The organism is Rathayibacter sp. AY1C2 (assembly GCF_002931195.1).
Classification (GTDB): Bacteria; Actinomycetota; Actinomycetes; order Actinomycetales; family Microbacteriaceae; genus Rathayibacter.
On record NZ_PSWG01000027.1, the window covers coordinates 1 to 21,387 of the forward strand.

Sequence of the window (21,387 nt, forward strand, 5' to 3'; positions counted from 1 at the left end):
CCTCCGCGCCTCGCGGTGCGGTGCCCTCCCCGCCCTCCGAGCCGACCGGCCGACCCGCACACCAGCACATCGCCTCAGACGACGCACCCGGCTCCCTGGAACCCACCACCCCGACAAGCCGACCGCGGTGACGCCTGGCGGTGACCGGCGTGCCCCGGCACCGCTGAACGGCCGATCCGCGTGCCAGCGGATCGCCCCAGGCGGACGCACCCCGCTCCACGAATCGCACTACCCCGACAAGCCGACCGCGGCGACGCCTGGCGGTGACCGGCGTGCACCGGCACCCCCGAACGGCCGATCCGCGTGCCAGCGGATCGCCCTAGGCGGACGCACCCCGCTCTACGAAACGCACCACCCCGAGAAGCCGACCGCGCCACGCCGGGCAAGGACCGGCGTGCCACCGGCACCGCCGAACGGACGATCCGCGTAACAGCGGATCGCCTCAGGCGGACGCACCCCGCTCCCTGGAACGCACCACCTCGACAAGCCGACCGCGGTGACGCCGAGCAGGGACCGGCGGCACAGCTGAGCCGGGCGCCGCCCGGCTCAGCGCATCAGCACAGCCTCTCGAACCAGGCGAGGGCGCTCTGGTCGGTGAGGTTGGCGACCTGGTCGACGACGACGCGGCGGCGGGCGTCGTCGTCGGGGGCGGCGTGCCAGTCCTCGGCGAAGCCGGGCTCGAGGGTTCCCGGGCCGCGGTCGAGGAGGGTGTCGGCGAGGCGGGTGAGGACTTCGCGCTGCTGGGCGTAGATGGGCTGGCGGGTGTTCCGCGACATCACGAACGTCGCGACGATCCCCTTGAGCACGGCGATCTCGGCCTGCTGCTCGCGGGGGACGACGACGTGGCCGCCGAAGCGGACGAGGTCGGGGTGCTGGTACGCCTCGCGGGTGGCCTCGGTGGCGGCGGCGGCGAAGCGGCCGATGAGCTGGCTGGTGAGGTTCTTGAGCCGGGCCTGGTCGCGGCGGGAGCCGTCCCAGGAGGAGACCCACACGTCGAGCGAGTCGAGACGGTCGAAAGCGGCGACGAGCTCGTCGTGTCCGACCTCCCCGCCGACCCAGGAGTGCATCGACTGCACGAGGTCCTCGTGGTCGGCGCGGGAGCCGAGTGCTTCGACGTCGATGTAGCCGGAGACCACCGCGTCCTCGAAGTCGTGCACGGAGTACGCGATGTCGTCCGAGAGGTCCATCACCTCGGCCTCGATGCAGCGCACCCCCTCGGGGGCGCCCTCGCGCATCCAGGCGAACGCGGGGGCGTCGTCGGCGTAGAAGCCGAACTTGGCGCGCCCCGACGGGTCGGCGACCGAGCGCGTGTCGGGCCAGGGGTACTTGCAGCTCGCGTCGATGCTGGCGCGGGTGAGGTTCAGCCCGTAGGGGCGGGCGTCGTCGCCGAACACCTTCGGCTCGAGCCGCGTGAGCAGCCGGAAGGTCTGCGCGTTGCCCTCGAAGCCGCCGATCCCCTCGGCCCAGGTGTTGAGCGCGCGCTCGCCGTTGTGCCCGAACGGCGGATGCCCGATGTCGTGCGCGAGGCAGGCCGTGTCGACGACGTCGGGGTCGAGGTCGAGGCTCGTGGCGAGCTCCCGGCCGATCTGCGCCACCTCGAGCGAGTGTGTCAGGCGGTTGCGCGCGAAGTCGACGCCCGCCGTGGGGCTGAGCACCTGGGTCTTCGCGGCCAGGCGGCGGAGCGCGCTGGAGTGGAAGAGCCGGGCGCGGTCGCGGGCGAAGTCGGAGCGGCGGGTCGAGTGGTCCTCCGGCAGGAATCGCTCGGTGTCGAAGAGCGAGTACCCCCAGAGCGCGCGGTCATCCACCGCTGTTGTGGATCTCGGCGGCCGAGACCGCGTCGCGCTGCCCGGCGTCGAGCTCGCGGGACTCGAGCCAGCGGTCCGGGAGGGAGGGGACCTTGGGCGAGCCGGCGCGGCCCCGCTGCCCCTCGGCCGCCTCGCCCGGGTAGGGCTGCGTCCAGTCGAGCGTCGCCAGGAGCTCGTCGAGCTGCGCGAGCGTCTCGACCGTGGCCAGGCGGGCGCGGAGGTCGCCGCCGACGGCGTAGCCCTTGAAGTACCAGGCGACGTGCTTGCGGATGTCGCGGCAGCCGCGCTCCTCGCTCTCGAAGAAGTCGACGAGCAGCTCCGCGTGGCGGCGGAACGCCTCGGCGACCTGTCCGAGCGAGGGGCGGAACCGCTCGTCGGAGCCGGCGAACGCGGCGGCGAGGTCGCCGAAGAGCCAGGGGCGCCCGAGGCAGCCGCGACCGACGACGACTCCGTCGCAGCCCGTCTCGGCCATCATCCGCAGCGCGTCCTCGGCCGACCAGATGTCGCCGTTGCCCAGCACGGGCACGCTCGTGACCGTCTCCTTGAGCGTGGCGATCGCCGACCAGTCGGCGTGCCCGCTGTAGAACTCGGAGGCGGTGCGCGCGTGCAGCGCGATCGACGCGACTCCGGCGCCCTCGGCGGCACGGGCGGCCTCGAGGTAGGTGAGGTGGTCCGGGTCGATGCCCTTGCGCATCTTGACGGTGAGCGGGACGTCGCCGGCGGCCTTCACAGCGCCCTCGACGATCTGCCGGAACAGCGGGAGCTTCCACGGCAGGGCCGCTCCCCCGCCCTTCCGGGTGACCTTGGGCACGGGGCAGCCGAAGTTGAGGTCGATGTGGTCGGCCCGGTCCTCGGCGACGAGCATGGTGACCGCCTCGGCGACCGTGACCGGGTCCACTCCGTAGAGCTGGATCGAGCGCACCGACTCGCTGGGGTGGTGGCGGATGAGGCGCATCGATTCCGGCGTGCGCTCGACGAGCGCGCGGGAGGTGATCATCTCGCTCACGTAGAGGCCGTTGCCGAACTCGCGGCAGAGGCGGCGGAACGCCGTGTTGGTGATGCCCGCCATGGGGGCGAGCACCACCGGCGCGTCGAGTTCGAGGGGGCCGATCCGGAGCGCCGGCGCGGTGCGCGCGGGAGGGGCGGCCGTGAGAGTGGAGGACATCGGTATCGATTCTCCCAGATCCTGTGTTGGGGAAGGCGGAGTGACGAGCGGAGAGGTGGAGAGATGAACGGGAGCACACCTGTGGAGGACGGTTCGCAGCGGCTGGAGGCGGACGCGTCCGCCCGCGGCCTGGCGGTCGAGATCGTGGAGAGGCCCGCTGCCGGCAGCCTGCACGAGGCGGCCGCGCTGCTCGGCATCGAGCCCGGCGACATCGTGAAGTCGCTCGTGGTGAAGCGCCACGACGGCGGCTACCTGTTCGCCCTGGTCCCCGGCGGGCGGCAGATCGCGTGGCCGAAGCTGCGCGCGGTGGTCGGAGTGAACAAGCTCCGCCTCCCGGACGAGACGGCCGCCCTCGAGGCGACCGGCTACCGGCGCGGCACCATCACCCCGATCGGGTCCACGACGGCCTGGCCGGTCTACGCCGACGAGCGGATCCTCGGCCGCCGCGTCGCGATGGGTGCGGGCGCCGACGGGCGCAGCGCCTTCGTCGACGCGGACGCCCTCGTGGCCGCCTACGGCGCGACCGTGGCCGACATCACCGTGGAGGAGCCTCCGCGCTGATCGGCGGCACCTCGGCCTGCGCTTCCGCGGCCTGCGGCACGGCGCAGACGCCGTCCTCGCACAGCGGCCCGCCGGAGTCGCCCAGCATCTCGAACGGCCCGCTCACGCGACGGCCGCCCGCTGCTCCAGCACGTGCTCGAGGACCTCGGTGAACGCCGCCGGCTCCTGGGCGCCGGAGACGCCGAAGCGCCCGTCGAGGACGAAGAACGGCACCCCCGAGATCCCGTACTCGCGGGCCTGGGCGATGTCGGACTGCACCCGCCCGAGGTAGCGCCGGTCCTCGAGAGCGCGGCGCGTCTCCGCCGGGTCGAGCCCGACCTCGCCGGCGAGCGAGGCGAGCACCTCCGGATCGGCCAGGTCGCGGCCCTCGACGAAGTACGCGCTCAGGAGACGCTCGACGAGCTCGAGCTGCAGTCCGTTCTCCTTGGCGTGGTGGAGCGCCTGGTGGGCGGTGACCGTCTTGACGTGACGCACCGACTCGAAGTGGTAGTCGAGGCCGACGCCCGCCGCGACCGCCGTGACGGAGTCGAGCATCTGCTGCGCCTGCGCCTCCGGGATGCCCTTGTGCTCGGCGAGGAACGCCGCCTCTCCCCCGCGGTAGTCCTCCGGCGTGTCCGGCGAGAGCTCGAAGCTGCGGTACTCCACGACGACCTCCGGAGCCTCGGGGTGCGCGGCGCGGAAGGCCTCGAGCCCGCGCTCGAACCGGCGCTTCCCGATGTAGCACCAGGGGCAGGCGATGTCGGACCAGACGTCGACGGACAGGGGGCTCGGCTCAGCACTCACCCCCAGGACAACGGAGGGGGCGCCCCGCTATTCCCGCAGCACGCGGACGAGCTCGTCCACGTCGGACTCGTCGTTCCAGAGGTGGAAGGCGATGCGGAGCCGGCCGCCGCGGCCCGAGACGCGCAGACCCGCGGCCTGCAGCAGCTCCAGGTCCGCTTCCCCCTCGTCCGGCCAGGACACCAGCGCCCGGTGCTGAGGCTCCCGGTCCAGCCGCTCGCACAGCAGGTCGCCGAGGCCGGAGGCGTGCGCCCAGACCGCGTCGAGGTCGAGCGAGCGGAACAGAGCGAGCGACGCCTCGGCGCCGGCGAACGCCTGCCAGGCCGGCGAGACGTCGAAGCGGCGGGCGTTCTCGGCCAGGTGCATGGCCGGACCGTAGCAGGACGACCACACGTCCTCCCCCGAGTACCAGCCCGCCTGCACGGGGACGAGCTCGGCCGCGTAGGCGGGCGAGACGGTGAGGAACGCCACTCCGCGCGGCGAGCACAGCCATTTGTAGGCGTGGGTGAGGGTCGCGTCGAAGCGGGAGGCGTCGACCGGCAGGACGCCGGCCGCCTGCGTGAGGTCGCACGCGGTCCGCACTCCGTGGCGCGCGGCCGCCTCGAGGACGGCGTCGAGGTCGGCGAGCGCTCCGCTGCTCGACTGCACGGCGGAGAAGACGACGAGGTCGTCCCCGTCCTCGACGGAGTCGGACAGCGCCTCGAGCGCGACGGAGCGCACGGTCACTCCGCGGTGCGCCTGGGCGAGGAAGGGGAACACGATGGAGGAGAAGTCGCCGTCCACGCAGAGCACGCGGGCCCCGTCGGGCAGCGAGGCGGCGAGCACGGCGGCCATGGCGGAGGTCTGCGAGCCGATCGCGACACGGTCGACCGGGACGCCGGCGATCGCGGCGAACGAGGCACGCGCGCGCTCGGCGACAGCGCCGTAGGCGGCGGCCGTGCTCTCCCCGGACGACCAGCCGTCGAGGTCCGCCCGCAGCGCCTCGACGGTCTCCCGCGACGGCAGGCCGAGGGTGCAGGCGTTGTGGTAGCCGCGAGCACCGGCGAAGCGCGCGCGCAGGTCGGCGGAGTTCGGCAGTGCGGTGCTCACCTCTCGAGGATGACGCTCCGGAGCCGGATCGCCAAGACCGGGGAGCGACCGGGCGCGCCGGCGGCGGGCCCGGTCAGCGGGCGGCGAGGGCGTGCGCCTGCTCGAGCACGGCGACGACCTCGCGGGCCTCGCGGACGTCGACCGGCGAGGGAGCGCCGTCCTGGAGGGACCGCGCGACCTGCTCGAGGAACGCGGCGTAGCGTCCCCGCTCACTCGGCACGGGGTGTGCGCCGGAGTCGTCGACGAGGACGCCCCATCCCTCCGGCGCGACCTCGCCGAAGCCGTCGTCGTCCGGTCGGGCGCCGCCGGTGCGGAGCGCGGTCTCCTGCGGATCGAGACCGTCGACGCTGAAGGCGGCGCGGGTGCCGAGCACGCGGAAGCGGGGGCCGGTCGCCCGGGCGACGCGGCTCATGGTGAGGTGGGAGCGGACGCCGCTGTGATGCAGGAGCGAGACGAACGCGTCGTCCTCGCTCGCGGAGCCCTCATGGACGGTCCGGGTCTCGGCCGCCGTGACGACCGCCGGGCCGAACAGCAGCAGCGCCTGGTCGACCAGGTGGCTGCCGAGATCGAAGAGGATCCCGCCACCCTCGGCCGGATCCGTCTCGCTCTGCCACCGGCCCGTCTTCGGCGCGCTCCAGCGCTCGAAGGTCGACTCGAAGCGGAGGACCTCGCCGAGGACCCCTTCGCCCAGGAGGCGGCGGAGGGTGAGCAGATCGGCGTCCCAGCGCCGGTTCTGGAAGACGAAGACGGGCGCACCGCTCCGCTCGGAGGCGGCGATGATCGCGTCCGCGTCGGCCGCGCTCGGTGCGAAGGGCTTGTCGATCACGACGGCGACTCCGGCCTCGAGCACTCGGACGGCCTGCTCCCGGTGCACCGACGGCGGCGAGGCGAGCACGACCAGCTCCGGCCGCTCGGCGAGCACCGCGTCGAGGTCGGGCACGATCCGGGCCTCGGGATGCGCGGCGGAGGCCGCGGCCCTCCGACCGGCGTCGCGGGTGGAGACGGCGACGACCTCGAAAGCGGGATCCGCCGCGAGGAACGGACCGTGGAAGACGCTGCCCGCGAGCCCGAAGCCGACGATTCCGACCCGGATCACGAGGAGGCCCCCGGCACGTCGACCGCGCCGCCGAAGCGGCGGGAGCGGCCGGAGTAGTGCTCGATCGCGTCCCAGAGGTCGGTCCGCGTGAAGTCCGGCCAGAGCCGGTCGAGGAACACCATCTCGGCGTAGGCGCTCTGCCAGAGCAGGAAGTTGCTGGTGCGCTGCTCGCCGGAGGAGCGCACGAAGAGGTCGACGTCCGGCATCTCGGGCACGTAGAGCGCCTTGGCGATCGTCTTCTCGGAGATGCCGGAGGGCTTGAGCCGCCCCGCCTGGACCTCGGCGGCGAGCCGCTGCACCGCGTCGGCGATCTCGGTGCGCCCGCCGTAGTTGACGCACATGGTGAGCGTCAGCACGTCGTTGTCCGCGGTCATCCGCTCGGCGAACTGCAGCTCGTTGATCACCGACGCCCACAGGCGCGGCTTCCGGCCGGCCCAGCGGATGCGCACGCCCCACTCGTTGAGCTGATCGCGGCGGCGATGCAGCACATCGCGGTTGAAGCCCATCAGGAAGCGCACCTCCTCGGGCGAGCGCTTCCAGTTCTCGGTCGAGAACGCGTAGACGCTGAGGTGCTTCACGCCGATCTGGATCGCTCCGGCCACGACGTCCAGCAGCGCCGTCTCGCCGCGCTTGTGCCCCTCGATCCGAGTCAGGCCGCGGGAGTTCGCCCAGCGGCCGTTCCCGTCCATCACGATGGCGACGTGCCCCGGAACGGCCTTCCGCGGGATCGCGGGCGGGTGGATCCCGGTCCAGTCGAGGGGGCGGTACGGCTCGGCGTCCTTGTGGGTGAAGGGCTTCATCGGGTGACGTGCTCCAGGGATCTCAGACCGCGTTCGAGGTGGAACTGCGTGTAGGCGGCGACCACTCCGCTCGCCCGCGACCGCGTGGTCGGCTCGGTGGTCTCGGCGTGGGCCCAGTCTCCCGTGAGCAGTGCGCCCAGCAGGACCACGACCTCCGGAGCGACCCGCGGTGCGCCGGGCGGCGTGCAGTCGGCGCAGACGACGCCTCCGAGCTGCACCACGATCGCGCCGTGGGGCCCGGGCGCGCCGCAGCGCGCGCAGTCCTCGAAGCTGGGCGCCCAGCCCGCGATCGAGAGCGCCCGCAGGAGGTAGGAGTCGAGCGTCAGCACCGGCTCGTGCTCGTGCTTCGAGAGCGAGCGCAGGGCCCCGACGAGCAGCAGGTACTGCTGCAGGGAGGCGTCCGCGTCGGTGAGGCGGTCCGCCGTCTCGACCATCGCGCTCGCCGCCGTGTAGCTGTCGTAGTCGGCGGCGATCAGCGCACCGTAGGCGCCGAGCGACTCGGCCTGCGTGACGATGTCGAGGCTCCGGCCCTCGTAGAGCTGGAGGTCGGCGACCATGAACGGCTCGAGCCGCGAGCCGAACTTGGAGCCGGTCTTGCGAACGCCCTTCGCCACCGCGCGGATCTTGCCGTGGCTGCGCGAGAGCAGCGTCACGATGCGGTCGGCCTCGCCCAGCTTGTGCGTGCGGAGCACCACGGCTTCGTCGCGATAGGTGGGCATCCTCCGATTATCCCCCCGACCCCCGACACCCGGCTGGCAGCCCGGCCGGAGCAGGGCCCGCGCCGTGGAACGATGTCCGGGTGGCAGCCTCCCTCTTCGAGATCCCGGCCTGGGCCGACCTGCTCGCGATCGCCATCGGCTGCCTCCAGGGCGCGATGTTCGCGGGCGAGTTCCGCGACCGCCGGATCGACCTGCTCGGCGTCACGATCATCGGCACGGCCACCGGCCTCGGCGGCGGCGTGCTCCGCGATCTGCTGCTCCAGACGCCCCTGGTGGCACTGCACACCGACGCGTACCTGATCGTCGCGGTGACCGCTTCCCTGCTCGGGATGCTGCTCCAGCACCTGCTGAACCGGGTCGACGGGACGATCACCGCCCTCGACGCGCTGACCCTCGGGCTCTTCGGCGCGATCGGCACCACGAAGGCCCTGTCGCTCGGCGTGCCGGAGGTGCCGGCCGTGTTCGTCGGCACCGTCTCGGCCGTCGGCGGATCCGTCGTCCGCGACATCCTGCTGAACCGGCCGATCGCGCTGATGCACGTCGGCTCGCTCTACGCGGTCGCCGCCTCGGTGGGCACCGGCGTCCTGGTCCTCGCGCTGCGCTTCGGAGTGACGATCGACTTCGCCGCGCCGCTCGCGGTGGGCGTGACCACGGTCATCCGCCTGCTCGCGGTCCGCTACGGCTGGAGCCTGCCCGAGCAGCGCGCGCTCAGCGGGGTGCCGCGTCTGCGCTGGCGCCGCCGGACCTAGCGGCGGCCGACCCGGACGCAGGGAGCGGAGTCCGGCGCGGTCCGCGCACGGGAACGCCGGGGGAGCCGCGACGCATCACGGCTCCCCCGGCGGGGATCGGGCCCGATCAGGCGGAGGCGCCGGCCAGCTCGCGGACCGGGACCTCCTCGCGCAGGGCGCGGTTGACGGCAGAGACGATGGCCTTGAGGGAGGCGGTCGAGATGTCGGCGTCCACGCCCACGCCCCACAGGGTGCGGCCGTTCACCGTGCACTCGACGTACGAGGCGGCCAGCGCGTCGCCGCCGGCGCTGAGCGCGTGCTCGACGTAGTCGAGGACCCGGACCTCGACGCCCTGCTGCTCCAGCACGGCCTCGAAGGCGTTGATCGGGCCGTTGCCCCGCGAGCTGGCCGAGACGCGCTCGTCGCCCACCCGGAGGACCGCGTCCAGCGCGATGCTGCCGCCCAGATCGCTCGACGTGTTCGTGCGCAGCAGCTCGAAGCGGCCCCACTTCTCGTCGGCGCGCTCGGCGGGCGCCGGCAGGTACTCGTCCTGGAACACCGTCCAGATCTGCTCGCTCGTGACCTCGCCGCCCTCGGCGTCGGTCTTGGCCTGCACGACGCCCGAGAACTCGATCTGCAGCCGGCGCGGCAGGTCGAGCGCGTGGTCCGTCTTCAGCAGGTACGCGACTCCGCCCTTGCCGGACTGCGAGTTGACGCGGATGACCGCCTCGTAGGAGCGGCCCAGGTCCTTCGGGTCCACCGGCAGGTAGGGCACGGCCCAGGTGAGCTCGTCGACGCTGCGGCCGGTCCGCTCGGCCTCGGCGTGCATCGCCTCGAAGCCCTTCTTGATGGCGTCCTGGTGCGAGCCGCTGAAGGCGGTGAAGACCAGGTCGCCCGCCCAGGGGCTGCGCTCGGGCACGGGCAGCTGGTTGCAGTACTCGGCGGTGCGCTTGATGCCGTCCATGTCGCTGAAGTCGATCTGCGGGTCGATCCCCTGGGTGAACAGGTTCACGCCCAGCGCGACCAGGTCGACGTTGCCGGTGCGCTCGCCGTTGCCGAAGAGGCAGCCCTCGATCCGGTCCGCGCCGGCCAGGTAGCCCAGCTCGGCGGCCGCCACGGCCGTGCCGCGGTCGTTGTGGGGGTGCAGCGACAGCACGATGTTCTCGCGCTGCGCGAGGTTGCGGCTCATCCACTCGATCGAGTCGGCGTAGACGTTCGGGGTGGCCATCTCGACGGTGGCGGGCAGGTTCAGGATGACCTTGCGCTCGGGAGTCGGCTCGAAGACCTCGACGACGCGATCGCAGATCTCGCGGGCGAAGTCGAGCTCGGTGCCGGTGTAGCTCTCGGGCGAGTACTCGTAGTAGACGGCCGTGCCGGGGACGGTCGACTCCATCTCGCGGCACTTGCGGGCGCCGGCCAGCGCGATGTCGATGATGCCCTGACGGTCCTTGCGGAACACGACCTCGCGCTGCAGCACGCTCGTGGAGTTGTAGAGGTGCACGATCGCCTGGCGCGCGCCGCGGATCGACTCGTAGGTGCGCTCGATCAGGTGGTCGCGGGCCTGGGTCAGCACCTGGATGGTGACGTCCTCGGGGATCGCGCCCTCCTCGATGAGGCTGCGCACGAAGTCGAAGTCGGTCTGGCTCGCGCTCGGGAACCCGACCTCGATCTCCTTGTAGCCCATCCGGACCAGCAGATCGAACATGATGCGCTTGCGCTCGGGGCTCATCGGGTCGATGAGCGCCTGGTTGCCGTCGCGGAGGTCCACGGCGCACCAGCGGGGCGCGGCGGTGATGCGCTTCGACGGCCAGGTGCGGTCGGGCAGGTCCACGGCGATCAGCTCGTGGAAGGGACGGTACTTGCCGATCGGCATGGGCGACGGCTTCTGGTTGTTCAGCATGAGGTGCTCTCCCGGCGCAGTGGTGCGCACGTGTCTGTTCTCGCTCGTGACCGATCCCGCTCGCGTGCGGCTCCGCTGGTGGGCGGTGCCGGTCGGGCGGTCTCGCGGGGATCCGGATGCGGATCGACCTCGCGGGCGAGGGATGGTTCAGCCGACGACGGACTCCGCGACGAGGATGGCCTGAGGATCAGATCTCGTCGCGGCGGAGAAGGAGGAGCTGTCCGAAGCGCACCCGGTCAGGGTAGCACCGCCCCCGCGGCGCGTCACCCCGGCGTCCCGCGCTAGGAGACCAGGCCGTTCTCGTAGGCGTAGACCACCAGCTGCACACGGTCGCGCAGGCCGAGCTTGCCGAGGGTGCGGCTGATGTGCGTCTTCACCGTCGCCTCGCTCAGGAACTCGGCCCGCGCGATCTCGGTGTTGCTCATCCCCCGCGCGGCCAGGTGGAAGATCTCGCGCTCGCGGTCGGTGAGGGTCGCGAAGGCGGGCGGGGTCTCGCGTCCGCTGCCCGCCGCCCCGAAGTGCTCGAAGAGCTCGCGGGTCGCGGAGGCGGCGACCACGGCGGTCCCCGCGTGCACGGTGCGGACGGAGGCGAGGAGGAAGCCGGGCTCCGTGTCCTTCAGGAGGAAGCCGCTCGCGCCCGCCCGGATGGCGCGCGCGGCGGCCTCGTCGAGGTCGAAGGTGGTCAGCACGAGGATGCGCGGAGGCTCGACCCGCCGCTCCTGCGCGTCCGCGAGGATCCGCCGGGTCGACTCGATCCCGTCGACGCCCGGCATCCGGATGTCCATCAGCACGACGTCGGGGGCCAGCCGCGCGACCAGCTCCGCGCCCTCCGCCCCGTCCGAGGCCTCGCCGACCACCTCGAGGTCGGGCTGCGAGCCGAGCAGCATGCGGATGCCGGCGCGGAAGAGGGCCTGGTCGTCGACGAGGACGAGGCGGATGGTGTCGGTCATGCGGGGCTGCCTCCGGAGGCGAGGGGTGGGGCGGTGCGGGCGAGGGACGGGGAGGAGGGCAGGCGCGCGTCGACGACGAAGTCGTCCCCGACCGGGCCGGCGGCGAGCACTCCCCCGACGAGCGCGGCGCGCTCGCGCATGCCGACCAGGCCGTGGCCCTCGCCCGGCAGGGAGTCGCGCTCGACGTCGGCGCACCGGGCGTTGCGCACGGTCAGGGCGAGCTCGCCGCCGTCCTGGCGCAGGGCGATGTCGAGCGGCGAGCCCGGGCGGCCGTGGCGGAGAGCGTTCGTGGTCGCCTCCTGGGCGATGCGGTACAGGGCCAGACCGACGGCGCGCGGCACCGCCTCCAGGTCGACGGCGAGCTCGGCGCGGACGGGGGCTCCGGCTCCGCCCACGCTGTCGAGGAGGGCCGGCAGGTCGCGGGCGCCGGGCTGCGGGCCGTCGCTCTGCGAGTGCCGCAGCTGGGCGAGGAGCACGCGCACGTCGCCGAGGGCGTCCCGGGCGACGGAGGAGATGGTCAGCAGCGCGGCGTCGGTCTGCTCGGGGCTGGTGGCGCCGAGGTAGCGCGCGCCGTCCGCCTGCGCGATCACGACGGCGAGGGAGTGGGCGACGACGTCGTGCATGTCGCGGGCGATCCGGTTGCGCTCCTCCACGGTGTCGAGCTCGCGCTGCGCCCGGGCGCGCTCCTGCTCGGCCTGCGCGCGCAGGGTCTGGCCCTCCCGCGCCCGGCGGACCGAGCGCGAGAGCAGTCCGATGGTCCAGGAGAGGCCGAGCGTCGCGAGGATCCCGCCGAAGGTGGCTCCGGCCGACAGCAGGCCGTCGTAGGCGCTCGCGACGAGGTCGAAGACGAGGACGAGGTAGACGACGGCGATCACGGCGCCGAGGACGGCCGACACCGCGCCCGCGATCCGCACCCGCCGCGACTCCGACGCGCCGGCGCCGAAGAGGACGGCCAGGATGGCCAGATCAGCGGGTCCGGGAGCGAGGCTCGCGCTCATCTGGAGGGCGGCACCGGCCCAGGCGATCGAGAGGGCGAGGACCGGGGACCGCCGGTGCAGCACCAGCGCGACCGCGAGCACGCCCGCGACCAGCAGCTGCATCGCGCCCTCCACCCCGGCGAACGGGAGGCCGGCGACGAGGAGGAGCACCAGCGCCTGACCACCGGCGACCCCCACCGCGAAGGGGTCCTGCGGACCGGCGACCCGGTTCAGCAGCGCGTCGATCCGATCGCCCGCGAGGACCGGCGCCCGCAGCGCGTTGAGGTACACGAGGACCTTCGCCGCACCGAGCACGGAGGCGACCGCGAGGGCGACCAGGGCGAGGACCACGAACTCCACGCGCGCCGGGAGCCCGGTCGGATCGAGCGGGCCGGAGAGGCCGAGCGCGACGGTGACGCCGCCGATCCCGGCGAGGATCAGGCCGCCCGCGAGCGCCAGGGCACGGGTCCAGGGGCCCACCCGGCGGGTCGTCTGCCAGAGGACGACCAGGCCGACGAGCACCCCGTCGACGGGGACGCCGCCGAGCAGGACGCCTCCGTCGGCGAGCGCGCCGACCGCGACGAGCGAGGGGGCGAGCGCGGGCAGGAATCCCGCGACCGCGAGGGCCAGCGCGAGCACGAGGCCGCCGGCGATCCGCTCGGTCGGAGTGACCCCGGTGAGCCCGAGCAGCAGGTGGAGGGCGGCGAGCAGCGCCCCGGCGATCGGCAGGGCCGCCGGTCGGTCGAGGAGGGCGCGCATGAGGACCACGCTACGGGTCCGCGCGCCCGGGGGCGTCGTCCTGGAGGGTGACCGCCGTCGTCCTCCGGCGTCAGAAGCCCAGGCGCCCCAGCAGCTTCGGGTCGCGCTGCCACTCCTTGGCGACCTTCACCCGGATGGAGAGGAACACGCGACGGCCCAGCAGGCGCTCGATCTGCTCGCGGGAGACGGCTCCCACCTCGCGCAGGCGCTGGCCGCCCTTGCCGATGATGATGCCCTTCTGGCTGTCGCGCTCCACGAAGACGTTGGCGTAGATGTCGATCAGGGAGCCGTCCTCGCGCTCGACCATGTCGTCGAGCGTCACGGCGAGGGAGTGCGGCAGCTCGTCCGAGACGCCCTCGAGGGCGGCCTCGCGGATGAACTCGGCGATCCGCGAGGACAGGTCCTCGTCGGTCACCGCCTCCTCCGGGTAGAGGGCGGGCGAGACCGGCATCAGGCGCAGGAGCTCGACGGCCAGGACGTCCAGCTGCTCCTCGGTCACGGCCGAGATCGGCACGATCGTGTCCCACTCGCGCAGCTCCGAGACGGCGAGCAGCTGCTTCGCCACGGACTTCTTCGAGGAGAGGTCGACCTTCGAGACGATAGCGACCTTCCGGGCGCGCGGGAAGGAGTCGAGCTGCTCGTTGATGAAGCGGTCTCCCGGGCCGATCGGCTCGTCCGCGGGGAACAGCATCCCGATGACGTCGACGTCGCCGAGGGTCGAGGTGACGAGCGAGTTCAGCCGCTCTCCGAGGAGCGTGCGCGGCCGGTGGATGCCGGGGGTGTCGACGACGATCAGCTGGCCGTCGGTGCGGTGCACCACGCCGCGGATAGCGCGCCGCGTGGTCTGGGGCTTCGAGCTCGTGATGGCGATCTTCTCGCCGACGAGGGCGTTCGTGAGCGTCGACTTGCCCACGTTCGGGCGGCCGACGAAGGACACGAAGCCCGCCCGGTAGGGAGCGGCGGCGGGAGTGGTGTCGGTCATCGTGCGTCCTCGTGCTGATCGCCCGTGGCTCCGCGGGTGGGAGCCGTGCTCGGGCTGGGGGTGGTGGTGCCGCCGTCCGCGATGATCGCGACGGGGCCGGTGCCGGGCTCGCCGGCGGTGTCCAGATCGGGATCGCGGCGGACGATCACCGTGGAGATGGTCCCACGGCGCGGGTCCGCCTGCTCGGCCTCGAGCAGCACTCCGCCGATCCGCGCCGTCGCGCCGCGCTCGGGGAGGCGCCCGTAGGCCTTGGTCAGCAGTCCGCCGACCGAGTCGACGTCGTCGTCCTCGAGGTCGAGCTCGAACAGCTCGCCGAGCTCGTCCACCGGCAGGCGCGCCGAGACGCGGTAGACCCCGGGCGCCGTCTCCTCGAAGAGGTCGACCTCGCGGTCGTACTCGTCGGAGATGTCGCCGACGAGCTCCTCGATGAGGTCCTCCAGCGTCACCAGGCCCGCGATGCCGCCGTACTCGTCGACCACCATCGCGAGGTGGTTGGACTCGAGCTGCATCTGGCGGAGCAGCTCGTCGGCCTTCTTCGACTCGGGCACGAACAGCGCCGGGCGCGCGAGATCGGCGACCGTGTCGTCGTCGTCCGGCCGCTCGTAGGTGTGCCGGGCCACGTCGCGCAGGTAGAGCACGCCGAGGACGTCGTCGACGCCGTCGCCGATGACGGGGAGCCGGGAGATGCCGCGGCTCAGCAGGAGCCCCATGCCGGCGCCGACGGAGGAGGTCGCCTCGATCGTCACCATGTCGGTGCGGGGCACCATCACCTCGCGGACGAAGGTGTCGTTGAACTCGAAGATCGAGTGGATCAGCTCGCGGTCGTCCTGCTCGAGCACGTCCTGCTCGGTCGCCTCGTCGACCATGCTGAGCAGCTGCTCCTCGGAGGAGAACCCCGCCGAGCGCCCGGTCCCCGGCGTCACCCGGTTGCCGAGGGCCACGAGCCCGTGCGCGACCGGACCCAGCGCGAGCCGGAGCACGTGCACGAGCGAGGCGCTGGTGGACAGGACCGCGCGGGCGTTGGCGCGCCCGACGCTGCGGGGGCTGGAGCCGACCAGGACGAACGAGACCGCCGCCATGATCAGGACCGCCAGCAGGAGCGCGAGCCAGAGCTGCGGGACCTCGACGACCAGCACCGTGGTGACGAACACCGCGGCCGTCGTCTCGGCCGCGATCCGCGAGAAGTTGACGACGTTGACGTGGGCGCTCATGTCGCCCGCGATCGCGCGGAGAGCGCGGGCGCTGCGGGAGTGCTGGGCCATGTCGAGCAGGTCGCTGCGCGAGAGGACGCCGAGTGCGGCGTCGGTCGCGGCGAACCAGCCGCCGACGGCGACGAGCGCGAGGGCGGCGATGAGGAGCTGGAGAGTGGGCACGGCGCGCTCTAGCGGCGTCGCTCGCTGATGTGGAAGCCGACCAGGATGTCGCGCTGGATGCCGAACATCTCGCGCTCCTCCTCCGGCTCGGCGTGATCGAAGCCGAGCAGGTGCAGGAGCCCGTGGGCGGTCAGCAGCTGCAGCTCGTCGAGCACGGAGTGGCCGGCCGACTCGGCCTGGGACTGCGCGACCTGCGGGCAGAGCACGATGTCGCCGAGGAGCCCCGCGGGGGTCTGCTCGTCCTCGGTCCCGGGACGCAGCTCGTCCATCGGGAAGCTGAGCACGTCGGTCGGCCCCGGCTCGTCCATCCACTGCACGTGCAGCTGCTCCATCGCGCCCTCGTCGACCAGCACGATCGCGAGCTCGGCGTCGGGGTGCACGTGGAGCGAGTCGAGCGCGTAGCCGGCGAGGCGCAGCAGGGCGGCCTCGTCGACGGGGACGCTCGACTCGTTGTTGATCTCGATGCTCACGGGGGCGGGTCTTCCTTCGGTTCGGGAGGGGCGGGCGGGCTCAGCCGCGCGGAGGCTGGCGGTCGCCGAGCGGGCGGGCGGCCTGGCCGCGGCGCTCGGCGCGGTTCGCGAACTCCCGGGCCTGCTCGCGCTCGAAGTGCTGCGCCTGCTTCTGCTGGTCGTACTCGGTGTACGCGTCCACGATGCGGCCGACCAGGCTGTGGCGCACCACGTCCTCGCTGGTCAGGCGCGAGAAGTGGATGTCGTCGATGCCGTCGAGCACGCGCGTCACGAGGCGGAGACCGCTCGCGCCGGTCGGCAGGTCGACCTGGGTGATGTCGCCGGTGACGACCATCTTGGAGCCGAAGCCGAGGCGGGTGAGGAACATCTTCATCTGCTCGGGCGTCGTGTTCTGCGCCTCGTCGAGCACGACGAACGAGTTGTTGAGCGTGCGCCCGCGCATGTAGGCGAGCGGAGCGACCTCGATCGTGCCGGCCGCGAGCAGCTTCGGGACGATCTCGGGGTCCATCATCTCGTTCAGCGCGTCGTAGAGCGGGCGCAGGTACGGGTCGATCTTGTCGGTGAGCGAGCCGGGCAGGTAGCCCAGCCGCTCCCCCGCCTCGACCGCCGGGCGGGTCAGGATGATCCGCTCGACCTCCTTGCGCTGCAGCGACTGCACGGCCTTCGCCATCGCCAGGTAGGTCTTGCCGGTTCCGGCCGGGCCGATGCCGAAGACGATGGTGTTCTGATCGACCGCGTCGACGTACTCGCGCTGCCCGAGCGTCTTGGGCCTCACGCTCCGTCCGCGCGCCGTGAGGATGGCCTGGCCGAACGCCTCGGCCGGGCTCACCGGCCCGCCGTTCTGCAGGATGCGGGCGGACTCGCGCACGCCCTCCGGGTCGAGATCGTGCCCGCTCGCGGTCATGCGCACCAGTTCTTCCACCAGGCGCGTCGCAGCGGCGACGGGCTCGCGCTCGCCGTCGAGCGTCACCTCGTTGCCGCGCACGTGCACCCGGACATCGGGGAATCGTCCTTCGACCGCTCGGATGAGGCGGTCCTGGGGTCCGAGGAGGCGCACCATCGCGACTCCGTCGACGGCGACGACGCGCCGCGTCGTCTCGGACGCGTCCGCGCCGGGGGCGGGACGCTCGTCGGGGCTCGCGCCCGTGTTCTCAACCGGTGGCAAGGGAGCCTTCCGTCTGGTGGCCGCCCAGGACGTGGGCGTGCACGTGGAACACGGTCTGGCCCGCCTCTTCGCCGGAGTTGAAGACGAGGCGGAACTGACCGTTGCTGTGGGCGTCGGCGAGCGACTGGGCGACCTGCACCATCTCGGCGAGCAGGGCGGGATCGGCGGCGGCGAGGGCGGCGACCGTGGCGTGCTCCTGGGTCTTCGGGAAGACGAGGAGGTGGACGGGCGCCTTCGGCTCGATGTCGGTGATCGCGAGGATGCGCTCGTTCTCGAACACCACATCGGCCGGGATCTCGCCCTGGACGATGCGCGTGAAGACGGTGGGTTCGCTCATGCACCCATCTTAAACGGGGCCCGTGCGCGACGGGCGCCGCGTTCGCCCACGGCACCCTGCTCCGGAGCCCCGAGTCGGCTGTGGAGGAGCGTCACCAGCGGCCCAGGCGGGCCGAGAGGACGGCGATGGCAGCGGGACCTGCGGTCGAGGTGCGCAGGACGGAGTCGCCGAGCGCGACGGCCTCGGCGCCCGCCTCCGCGAGCAGCCGCAGCTCCTCCGGAGCGATGCCGCCCTCGGGCCCGACGACGAGCACCAGGTCGCGTCCGTCCGGGACCACCTGGGAGAGCCGCGCCTGCGCCGCGGGCTCGAGGACCAGCACGCGGGACGTCGCGGCGCGCGCGACGAGACCGCGCACCTGCTCGAGCGGCGCGACCTCGGGCACCCGGGGGCGCAGCGACTGCTTGCTCGCCTCGCGCACGATGGCCCGCCAGCGCTCGCGCCCCTTCTCCTCCTTCGGGCCCGACCACCGCGAGATCGACCGCGCGGCCTGCCACGGGACGACCTCGTCCACCCCGAGCTCGGTCGCCGCCTGCACGGCGAGCTCGTCGCGGTCGCCCTTCGCGAGGGCCTGGACGAGGACAAGGCGCGGGGACGGAACCGGGGACTCCTGCACCGACTCCACGACGAGCACCACTCGCGCCGGCTCCGCGCTCTCGACGACCGCGGTCGCGACGAGTCCGCGCCCGTCACCGACCCGGACGCTCTCGCCCGCGCGGATCCGGCTGACGGTCGCGGCGTGCCGTGCCTCCGCGCCGGTGAGCGCGAGCCGGCCCCCGACGACGAAGCCCTCGGAGTCCAGCGACTCGTCGATGTAGTGGTGCGCCACGGGCTCAGCCCAGGAAGCGGTCGCGGAGCTTCGAGAAGAGGCCCTGCTGGAAGTGGGTCAGCGCGGGCTTCTGCGGCTTGTAGTGCTTCGCGAGCTCCTGGACCAGCTCCCGCTCGCGGTGGCCCAGCTTCGTCGGGGTGACGACCTGGATGCCGATGCGGAGGTCGCCGCGTCCGCTGCCCCGCAGGCGCGTGACTCCGCGTCCCTTGATCGTGACGATCTCGGTGCTCTGTGTGCCCGGCTTGATCTCGATCTCGATGTCGCCGTCGAGCGCCTTGAGCGACGCCGTGGAGCCGAGGATCGCGTCCGTCATCTGCACCTCGAGGGTGCAGAGCAGGTCGTCGCCGTTGCGGCTGAAGACGTCGTGGTGCTTGACCTTGATCTCGAGGTACAGGTCGCCGTTGGGGCCGCCGGCCGGGCCGACCTCGCCGCTGCCGGGCATCTGCAGGCGCAGGCCCGTGTCGACTCCCGCGGGGACGTCGACGGGGATGGTGCGGCGGGCGCGGACGCGTCCCTGGCCCTGGCAGGTGGAGCAGGGGGTCGCGATGACGGTGCCGTAGCCGCGGCAGGTGCCGCAGGGGCTCGCCGTCATCACGTTGCCCAGGAGCGAGCGGACCGTGCGCTGGATCTGGCCGGAGCCGTGGCAGATGTCGCAGGTCACCGGCGAGGTGCCGGGCTGGCAGCACGAGCCCTGGCACGTCTCGCAGAGCACCGCCGTGTCGACCTCGAGGTCGCGGTGGGTGCCGAAGATGACCTCGTCGAGCGAGACCTCCACGCGCAGCAGGGCGTCCTGGCCGCGCTCGCGGCGGGAGCGCGGCCCGCGGGACGAGCCCTGCGCGCCCTGCCCGAAGAAGGTCTCGAAGATGTCGCCGAACCCGCCGAAGCCCTGGCCGCCGCCGCCGAAGCCCTCCTGGGGCCCGCGGTCGTACTGCGCCCGCTGCTGGGCGTCGCTCAGGACGTCGTAGGCGTGCGTGACGAGCTTGAAGCGCTCGGAGGCGTCCGCGCTCGGGTTGACGTCGGGGTGCAGCTCGCGGGCGAGTCGGCGGTACGCCTTCTTGATCTCGTCGGCGGAGGCGTCGCGGTCGACGCCCAGCACTTCGTAGTGATCGGCCACAGGTGGCTTCGTCCTTCGTTCGTGGGTCGGTGGGCCGGGCACGGCGCACCGGGGGATCCGGCGGGGGCCGGGAGGTCGGGCCTACTCCTCGCCGAGGAGGCGGGAGAGGTAGCGGGCGACGGCGCGCACCGCGGTGATGTTGCCGGAGTAGTCCATCCGGATCGGGCCGAGCACGCCCAGGCGCGAGACCTGGCCGCCCGCGGTGTTGTACCCGCTCGTGAGCACCGAGGTCTCCTGCAGCCCGAACGGCGCGTTCTCGCGGCCGATGCGCACCGAGATGCCCCGGGGGTCCGGCGTCATCTCGGCGAAGAGGCGCAGCAGCTCCACCTGCTCCTCGATCGCCTCGAGCACGGGGTAGATGCTGCCCGAGAAGTCCTCCTCGGTGCGGACGAGGTTCGCGGCGCCGGCCATGACCAGGCGGTCCTGCCGGTTGGCGCCGACCTGCTCGAGCAGGGTCTGCACGATCGGCGTCAGCACGTGGCGCCGCTCGGGGCTGAAGCGCTCCGCGACGGAGCCGAGCGTCTCGGCCGCCTGCTGGAGCCCGAGGCCCAGCACGGCCGTGTTGAGCTTCGCGCGGATCTCGCCGAGGAGCGCGTCGTCCACGTCCTCCGGGGTCTCGAGCACGCGCTGGTCGACCCTGCCGGTGTCGGTGATCAGCACCGACAGGAGGCGGCGGGGAGCGAGGGCGACGAGCTCCACGTGGCGCAGCCGCGCGGCTCCGAACGACGGGTACTGCACGAGCGCGACGCTGTTGGTGAGCTGCGAGAGCAGGCGGACGGTCTTGACCAGCACCTCGTCGAGGTCCGGGCTCTGCCCGAGGAACGTCTCGATCGCCTGGCGCTGCGCGGAGGTCAGCGGGCGCAGGTCGGCGAGCTGGTCGACGAAGAGGCGGTAGCCCTTGTCGGTCGGCACGCGGCCGGACGAGGTGTGCGGAGCCGCGATCAGCTCCTCCTCCTCCAGCTGGGCCATCTCGTTGCGGATGGTGGCGGCCGAGACGCCGAACGCGTGGCGCTCGACGATCGACTTGGAGCCCACCGGCTCCCGGTTCGCCACGTAGTCCTGCACGATCACGCGCAGGACCTGGAGACCGCGCTCCGTGACCATACGACCGACCTCCCGCCGGACTCCGAGTGCCCGCGGGCACGACCGTCTGCGGCGCTGACGCCGCGCGGAGCCTGGCACTCCGCAACTCTGAGTGCCAATCATAACCGGGAGGCGGACCGCCCGGCGGGGTTGCGCGGGGATCGGCCGGGATGCACTCCTGCAGGGCCGCGGGGAGGAGCCCCGTCATCCCCGAGGAGGAGGTCCTGCGCGGCCCGGTGCGGAGGGAGTCGCCGCATGCCACGATGGACGCCGAGCGCACGGGGGACGCCCGTCGCCGCCGCCGGAACGGAGACCATCATGTCGGCCACCCCTCCCCCGCCCCCCGTCTACGGGACCCCGGCTCCGCCGCTGAACCCGGCGGACGAGAAGACCTGGGCGATCGTCACGCACGTGACCGGCATCTTCTTCAGCTTCCTGCCCTCGCTGATCGTCTTCCTGGTCTTCAAGGGGCGCGGACCGTTCCTCGAGGCGCACGCCAAGACGGCCCTCAACTTCCATCTGACGACGCTGATCGCCTACGTCGCCGGGACGATCCTGTCCTTCGTGCTCGTCGGCTTCATCGTGTTCCTGGTCGTGCCGATCCTGGTGATCGTCTTCGCGATCATCGCCTCAGTGCGCGCCAGCGCGGGCGAGTACTACACCTATCCGCTCAGCATCCCGTTCTTCAAGTAGCCGCGGAACCGGGGC

General features: G+C 72.8%; 21 protein-coding genes. 3 read left to right on the forward strand and 18 right to left on the reverse strand.

The window, feature by feature from the left end; all coding sequences use genetic code 11:
* Positions 1 to 554: 554 nt before the first annotated feature.
* Positions 555 to 1,805 (reverse strand): deoxyguanosinetriphosphate triphosphohydrolase, encoded by a 1,251-nt coding sequence (locus C5C55_RS14865; protein WP_104234451.1) that lies wholly within the window; start codon positions 1,803 to 1,805, stop codon positions 555 to 557.
* Complete coding sequence (gene dusB / locus C5C55_RS14870) at positions 1,798 to 2,970, reverse strand: tRNA dihydrouridine synthase DusB (RefSeq protein WP_104234452.1); 1,173 nt, start codon at positions 2,968 to 2,970, stop codon at positions 1,798 to 1,800. Before dusB ends, C5C55_RS14865 begins: the two co-directional genes overlap by 8 nt.
* Before the next feature lie 63 nt (positions 2,971 to 3,033).
* On the opposite strand from dusB, the gene C5C55_RS14875 reads away from it, so the two are divergent.
* Positions 3,034 to 3,531 (forward strand): aminoacyl-tRNA deacylase, encoded by a 498-nt coding sequence (locus C5C55_RS14875; protein WP_104223436.1) that lies wholly within the window; start codon positions 3,034 to 3,036, stop codon positions 3,529 to 3,531.
* Positions 3,532 to 3,633: 102 nt separating this feature from the next.
* Here C5C55_RS14875 and C5C55_RS14880 read toward each other — a convergent pair whose 3' ends face one another.
* The 5 genes from C5C55_RS14880 to recO form a co-directional block, all read right to left on the reverse strand.
* Positions 3,634 to 4,314: a DsbA family protein gene (locus C5C55_RS14880; RefSeq protein WP_104234453.1), complete on the reverse strand. Its 681-nt coding sequence runs from the start codon at positions 4,312 to 4,314 to the stop codon at positions 3,634 to 3,636.
* Positions 4,315 to 4,341: 27 nt separating this feature from the next.
* Positions 4,342 to 5,400: an aminotransferase class V-fold PLP-dependent enzyme gene (locus C5C55_RS14885; RefSeq protein WP_104234454.1), complete on the reverse strand. Its 1,059-nt coding sequence runs from the start codon at positions 5,398 to 5,400 to the stop codon at positions 4,342 to 4,344.
* Between the two features lie 73 nt (positions 5,401 to 5,473).
* The gene (locus C5C55_RS14890) at positions 5,474 to 6,496 is read right to left on the reverse strand and encodes a Gfo/Idh/MocA family oxidoreductase (protein ID WP_104234455.1); all 1,023 of its coding nucleotides are present in this window, start codon (positions 6,494 to 6,496) and stop codon (positions 5,474 to 5,476) included.
* Complete coding sequence (locus C5C55_RS14895; RefSeq protein ID WP_104234456.1) at positions 6,493 to 7,296, reverse strand: isoprenyl transferase; 804 nt, start codon at positions 7,294 to 7,296, stop codon at positions 6,493 to 6,495. Before C5C55_RS14895 ends, C5C55_RS14890 begins: the two co-directional genes overlap by 4 nt.
* Positions 7,293 to 8,015 carry a DNA repair protein RecO gene (recO, locus tag C5C55_RS14900; protein WP_104234457.1) on the reverse strand — a complete coding sequence of 241 codons (723 nt, stop codon included), beginning with the start codon at positions 8,013 to 8,015 and terminating at the stop codon, positions 7,293 to 7,295. Before recO ends, C5C55_RS14895 begins: the two co-directional genes overlap by 4 nt.
* Before the next feature lie 80 nt (positions 8,016 to 8,095).
* On the opposite strand from recO, the gene C5C55_RS14905 reads away from it, so the two are divergent.
* On the forward strand, positions 8,096 to 8,764 hold the full coding sequence (locus tag C5C55_RS14905; RefSeq protein WP_104223430.1) for a trimeric intracellular cation channel family protein: 669 nt from the start codon (positions 8,096 to 8,098) through the stop codon (positions 8,762 to 8,764).
* 106 nt (positions 8,765 to 8,870) lie between these two features.
* On the opposite strand, the gene leuA is transcribed toward C5C55_RS14905, so the two are convergent.
* The 11 genes from leuA to hrcA form a co-directional block, all read right to left on the reverse strand.
* Positions 8,871 to 10,643 carry a 2-isopropylmalate synthase gene (leuA, locus tag C5C55_RS14910; protein ID WP_104234458.1) on the reverse strand — a complete coding sequence of 591 codons (1,773 nt, stop codon included), beginning with the start codon at positions 10,641 to 10,643 and terminating at the stop codon, positions 8,871 to 8,873.
* Between the two features lie 281 nt (positions 10,644 to 10,924).
* A complete protein-coding gene (locus C5C55_RS14915) occupies positions 10,925 to 11,593 on the reverse strand; it encodes a response regulator transcription factor (RefSeq protein WP_104234459.1) in 669 nt (222 codons plus the stop codon).
* The gene (locus C5C55_RS14920) at positions 11,590 to 13,329 is read right to left on the reverse strand and encodes a sensor histidine kinase (RefSeq protein WP_146080963.1); all 1,740 of its coding nucleotides are present in this window, start codon (positions 13,327 to 13,329) and stop codon (positions 11,590 to 11,592) included. Before C5C55_RS14920 ends, C5C55_RS14915 begins: the two co-directional genes overlap by 4 nt.
* Positions 13,330 to 13,399: 70 nt before the next feature.
* Complete coding sequence (era, locus tag C5C55_RS14925; protein WP_104223426.1) at positions 13,400 to 14,311, reverse strand: GTPase Era; 912 nt, start codon at positions 14,309 to 14,311, stop codon at positions 13,400 to 13,402.
* The gene (locus C5C55_RS14930; RefSeq protein WP_104223425.1) at positions 14,308 to 15,684 is read right to left on the reverse strand and encodes a hemolysin family protein; all 1,377 of its coding nucleotides are present in this window, start codon (positions 15,682 to 15,684) and stop codon (positions 14,308 to 14,310) included. The genes era and C5C55_RS14930 overlap by 4 nt, the downstream gene beginning before the upstream one ends.
* 8 nt (positions 15,685 to 15,692) lie before the next feature.
* A complete protein-coding gene (ybeY, locus tag C5C55_RS14935) occupies positions 15,693 to 16,154 on the reverse strand; it encodes an rRNA maturation RNase YbeY (protein WP_104223424.1) in 462 nt (153 codons plus the stop codon).
* Positions 16,155 to 16,194: 40 nt separating this feature from the next.
* A complete protein-coding gene (locus C5C55_RS14940) occupies positions 16,195 to 17,214 on the reverse strand; it encodes a PhoH family protein (protein ID WP_104234468.1) in 1,020 nt (339 codons plus the stop codon).
* Between the two features lie 91 nt (positions 17,215 to 17,305).
* The gene (locus C5C55_RS14945) at positions 17,306 to 17,656 is read right to left on the reverse strand and encodes an HIT domain-containing protein (protein WP_104225201.1); all 351 of its coding nucleotides are present in this window, start codon (positions 17,654 to 17,656) and stop codon (positions 17,306 to 17,308) included.
* A 91-nt stretch (positions 17,657 to 17,747) separates the two neighbouring features.
* On the reverse strand, positions 17,748 to 18,482 hold the full coding sequence (locus C5C55_RS14950; protein ID WP_104234461.1) for a 16S rRNA (uracil(1498)-N(3))-methyltransferase: 735 nt from the start codon (positions 18,480 to 18,482) through the stop codon (positions 17,748 to 17,750).
* A 4-nt stretch (positions 18,483 to 18,486) separates the two neighbouring features.
* Positions 18,487 to 19,596 (reverse strand): molecular chaperone DnaJ, encoded by a 1,110-nt coding sequence (gene dnaJ, locus C5C55_RS14955; protein ID WP_104225203.1) that lies wholly within the window; start codon positions 19,594 to 19,596, stop codon positions 18,487 to 18,489.
* An 81-nt stretch (positions 19,597 to 19,677) separates the two neighbouring features.
* Positions 19,678 to 20,700: a heat-inducible transcriptional repressor HrcA gene (gene hrcA / locus C5C55_RS14960; RefSeq protein WP_104223131.1), complete on the reverse strand. Its 1,023-nt coding sequence runs from the start codon at positions 20,698 to 20,700 to the stop codon at positions 19,678 to 19,680.
* 297 nt (positions 20,701 to 20,997) lie between these two features.
* Here hrcA and C5C55_RS14965 point away from each other — a divergent pair, with 297 nt between their 5' ends.
* On the forward strand, positions 20,998 to 21,372 hold the full coding sequence (locus tag C5C55_RS14965; protein ID WP_104223130.1) for a DUF4870 domain-containing protein: 375 nt from the start codon (positions 20,998 to 21,000) through the stop codon (positions 21,370 to 21,372).
* The last annotated feature ends 15 nt before the right edge of the window (positions 21,373 to 21,387 follow it).

Excerpts from the sequence above, each read along its gene's own strand:
- dusB (WP_104234452.1), bottom strand. The coding sequence starts at position 2,970 with ATGTCCTCCACTCTCACGGCCGCCCCTCCCGCGCGCACCGCGCCGGCG.
- C5C55_RS14875 (WP_104223436.1), top strand. The coding sequence starts at position 3,034 with ATGAACGGGAGCACACCTGTGGAGGACGGTTCGCAGCGGCTGGAGGCG.
- C5C55_RS14895 (WP_104234456.1), bottom strand. The coding sequence starts at position 7,296 with ATGAAGCCCTTCACCCACAAGGACGCCGAGCCGTACCGCCCCCTCGAC.
- recO (WP_104234457.1), bottom strand. The coding sequence starts at position 8,015 with ATGCCCACCTATCGCGACGAAGCCGTGGTGCTCCGCACGCACAAGCTG.
- leuA (WP_104234458.1), bottom strand. The coding sequence starts at position 10,643 with ATGCTGAACAACCAGAAGCCGTCGCCCATGCCGATCGGCAAGTACCGT.
- C5C55_RS14915 (WP_104234459.1), bottom strand. The coding sequence starts at position 11,593 with ATGACCGACACCATCCGCCTCGTCCTCGTCGACGACCAGGCCCTCTTC.
- C5C55_RS14920 (WP_146080963.1), bottom strand. The coding sequence starts at position 13,329 with ATGCGCGCCCTCCTCGACCGACCGGCGGCCCTGCCGATCGCCGGGGCG.
- era (WP_104223426.1), bottom strand. The coding sequence starts at position 14,311 with ATGACCGACACCACTCCCGCCGCCGCTCCCTACCGGGCGGGCTTCGTG.
- C5C55_RS14940 (WP_104234468.1), bottom strand. The coding sequence starts at position 17,214 with ATGGTGCGCCTCCTCGGACCCCAGGACCGCCTCATCCGAGCGGTCGAA.
- C5C55_RS14945 (WP_104225201.1), bottom strand. The coding sequence starts at position 17,656 with ATGAGCGAACCCACCGTCTTCACGCGCATCGTCCAGGGCGAGATCCCG.
- hrcA (WP_104223131.1), bottom strand. The coding sequence starts at position 20,700 with ATGGTCACGGAGCGCGGTCTCCAGGTCCTGCGCGTGATCGTGCAGGAC.
- C5C55_RS14965 (WP_104223130.1), top strand. The coding sequence starts at position 20,998 with ATGTCGGCCACCCCTCCCCCGCCCCCCGTCTACGGGACCCCGGCTCCG.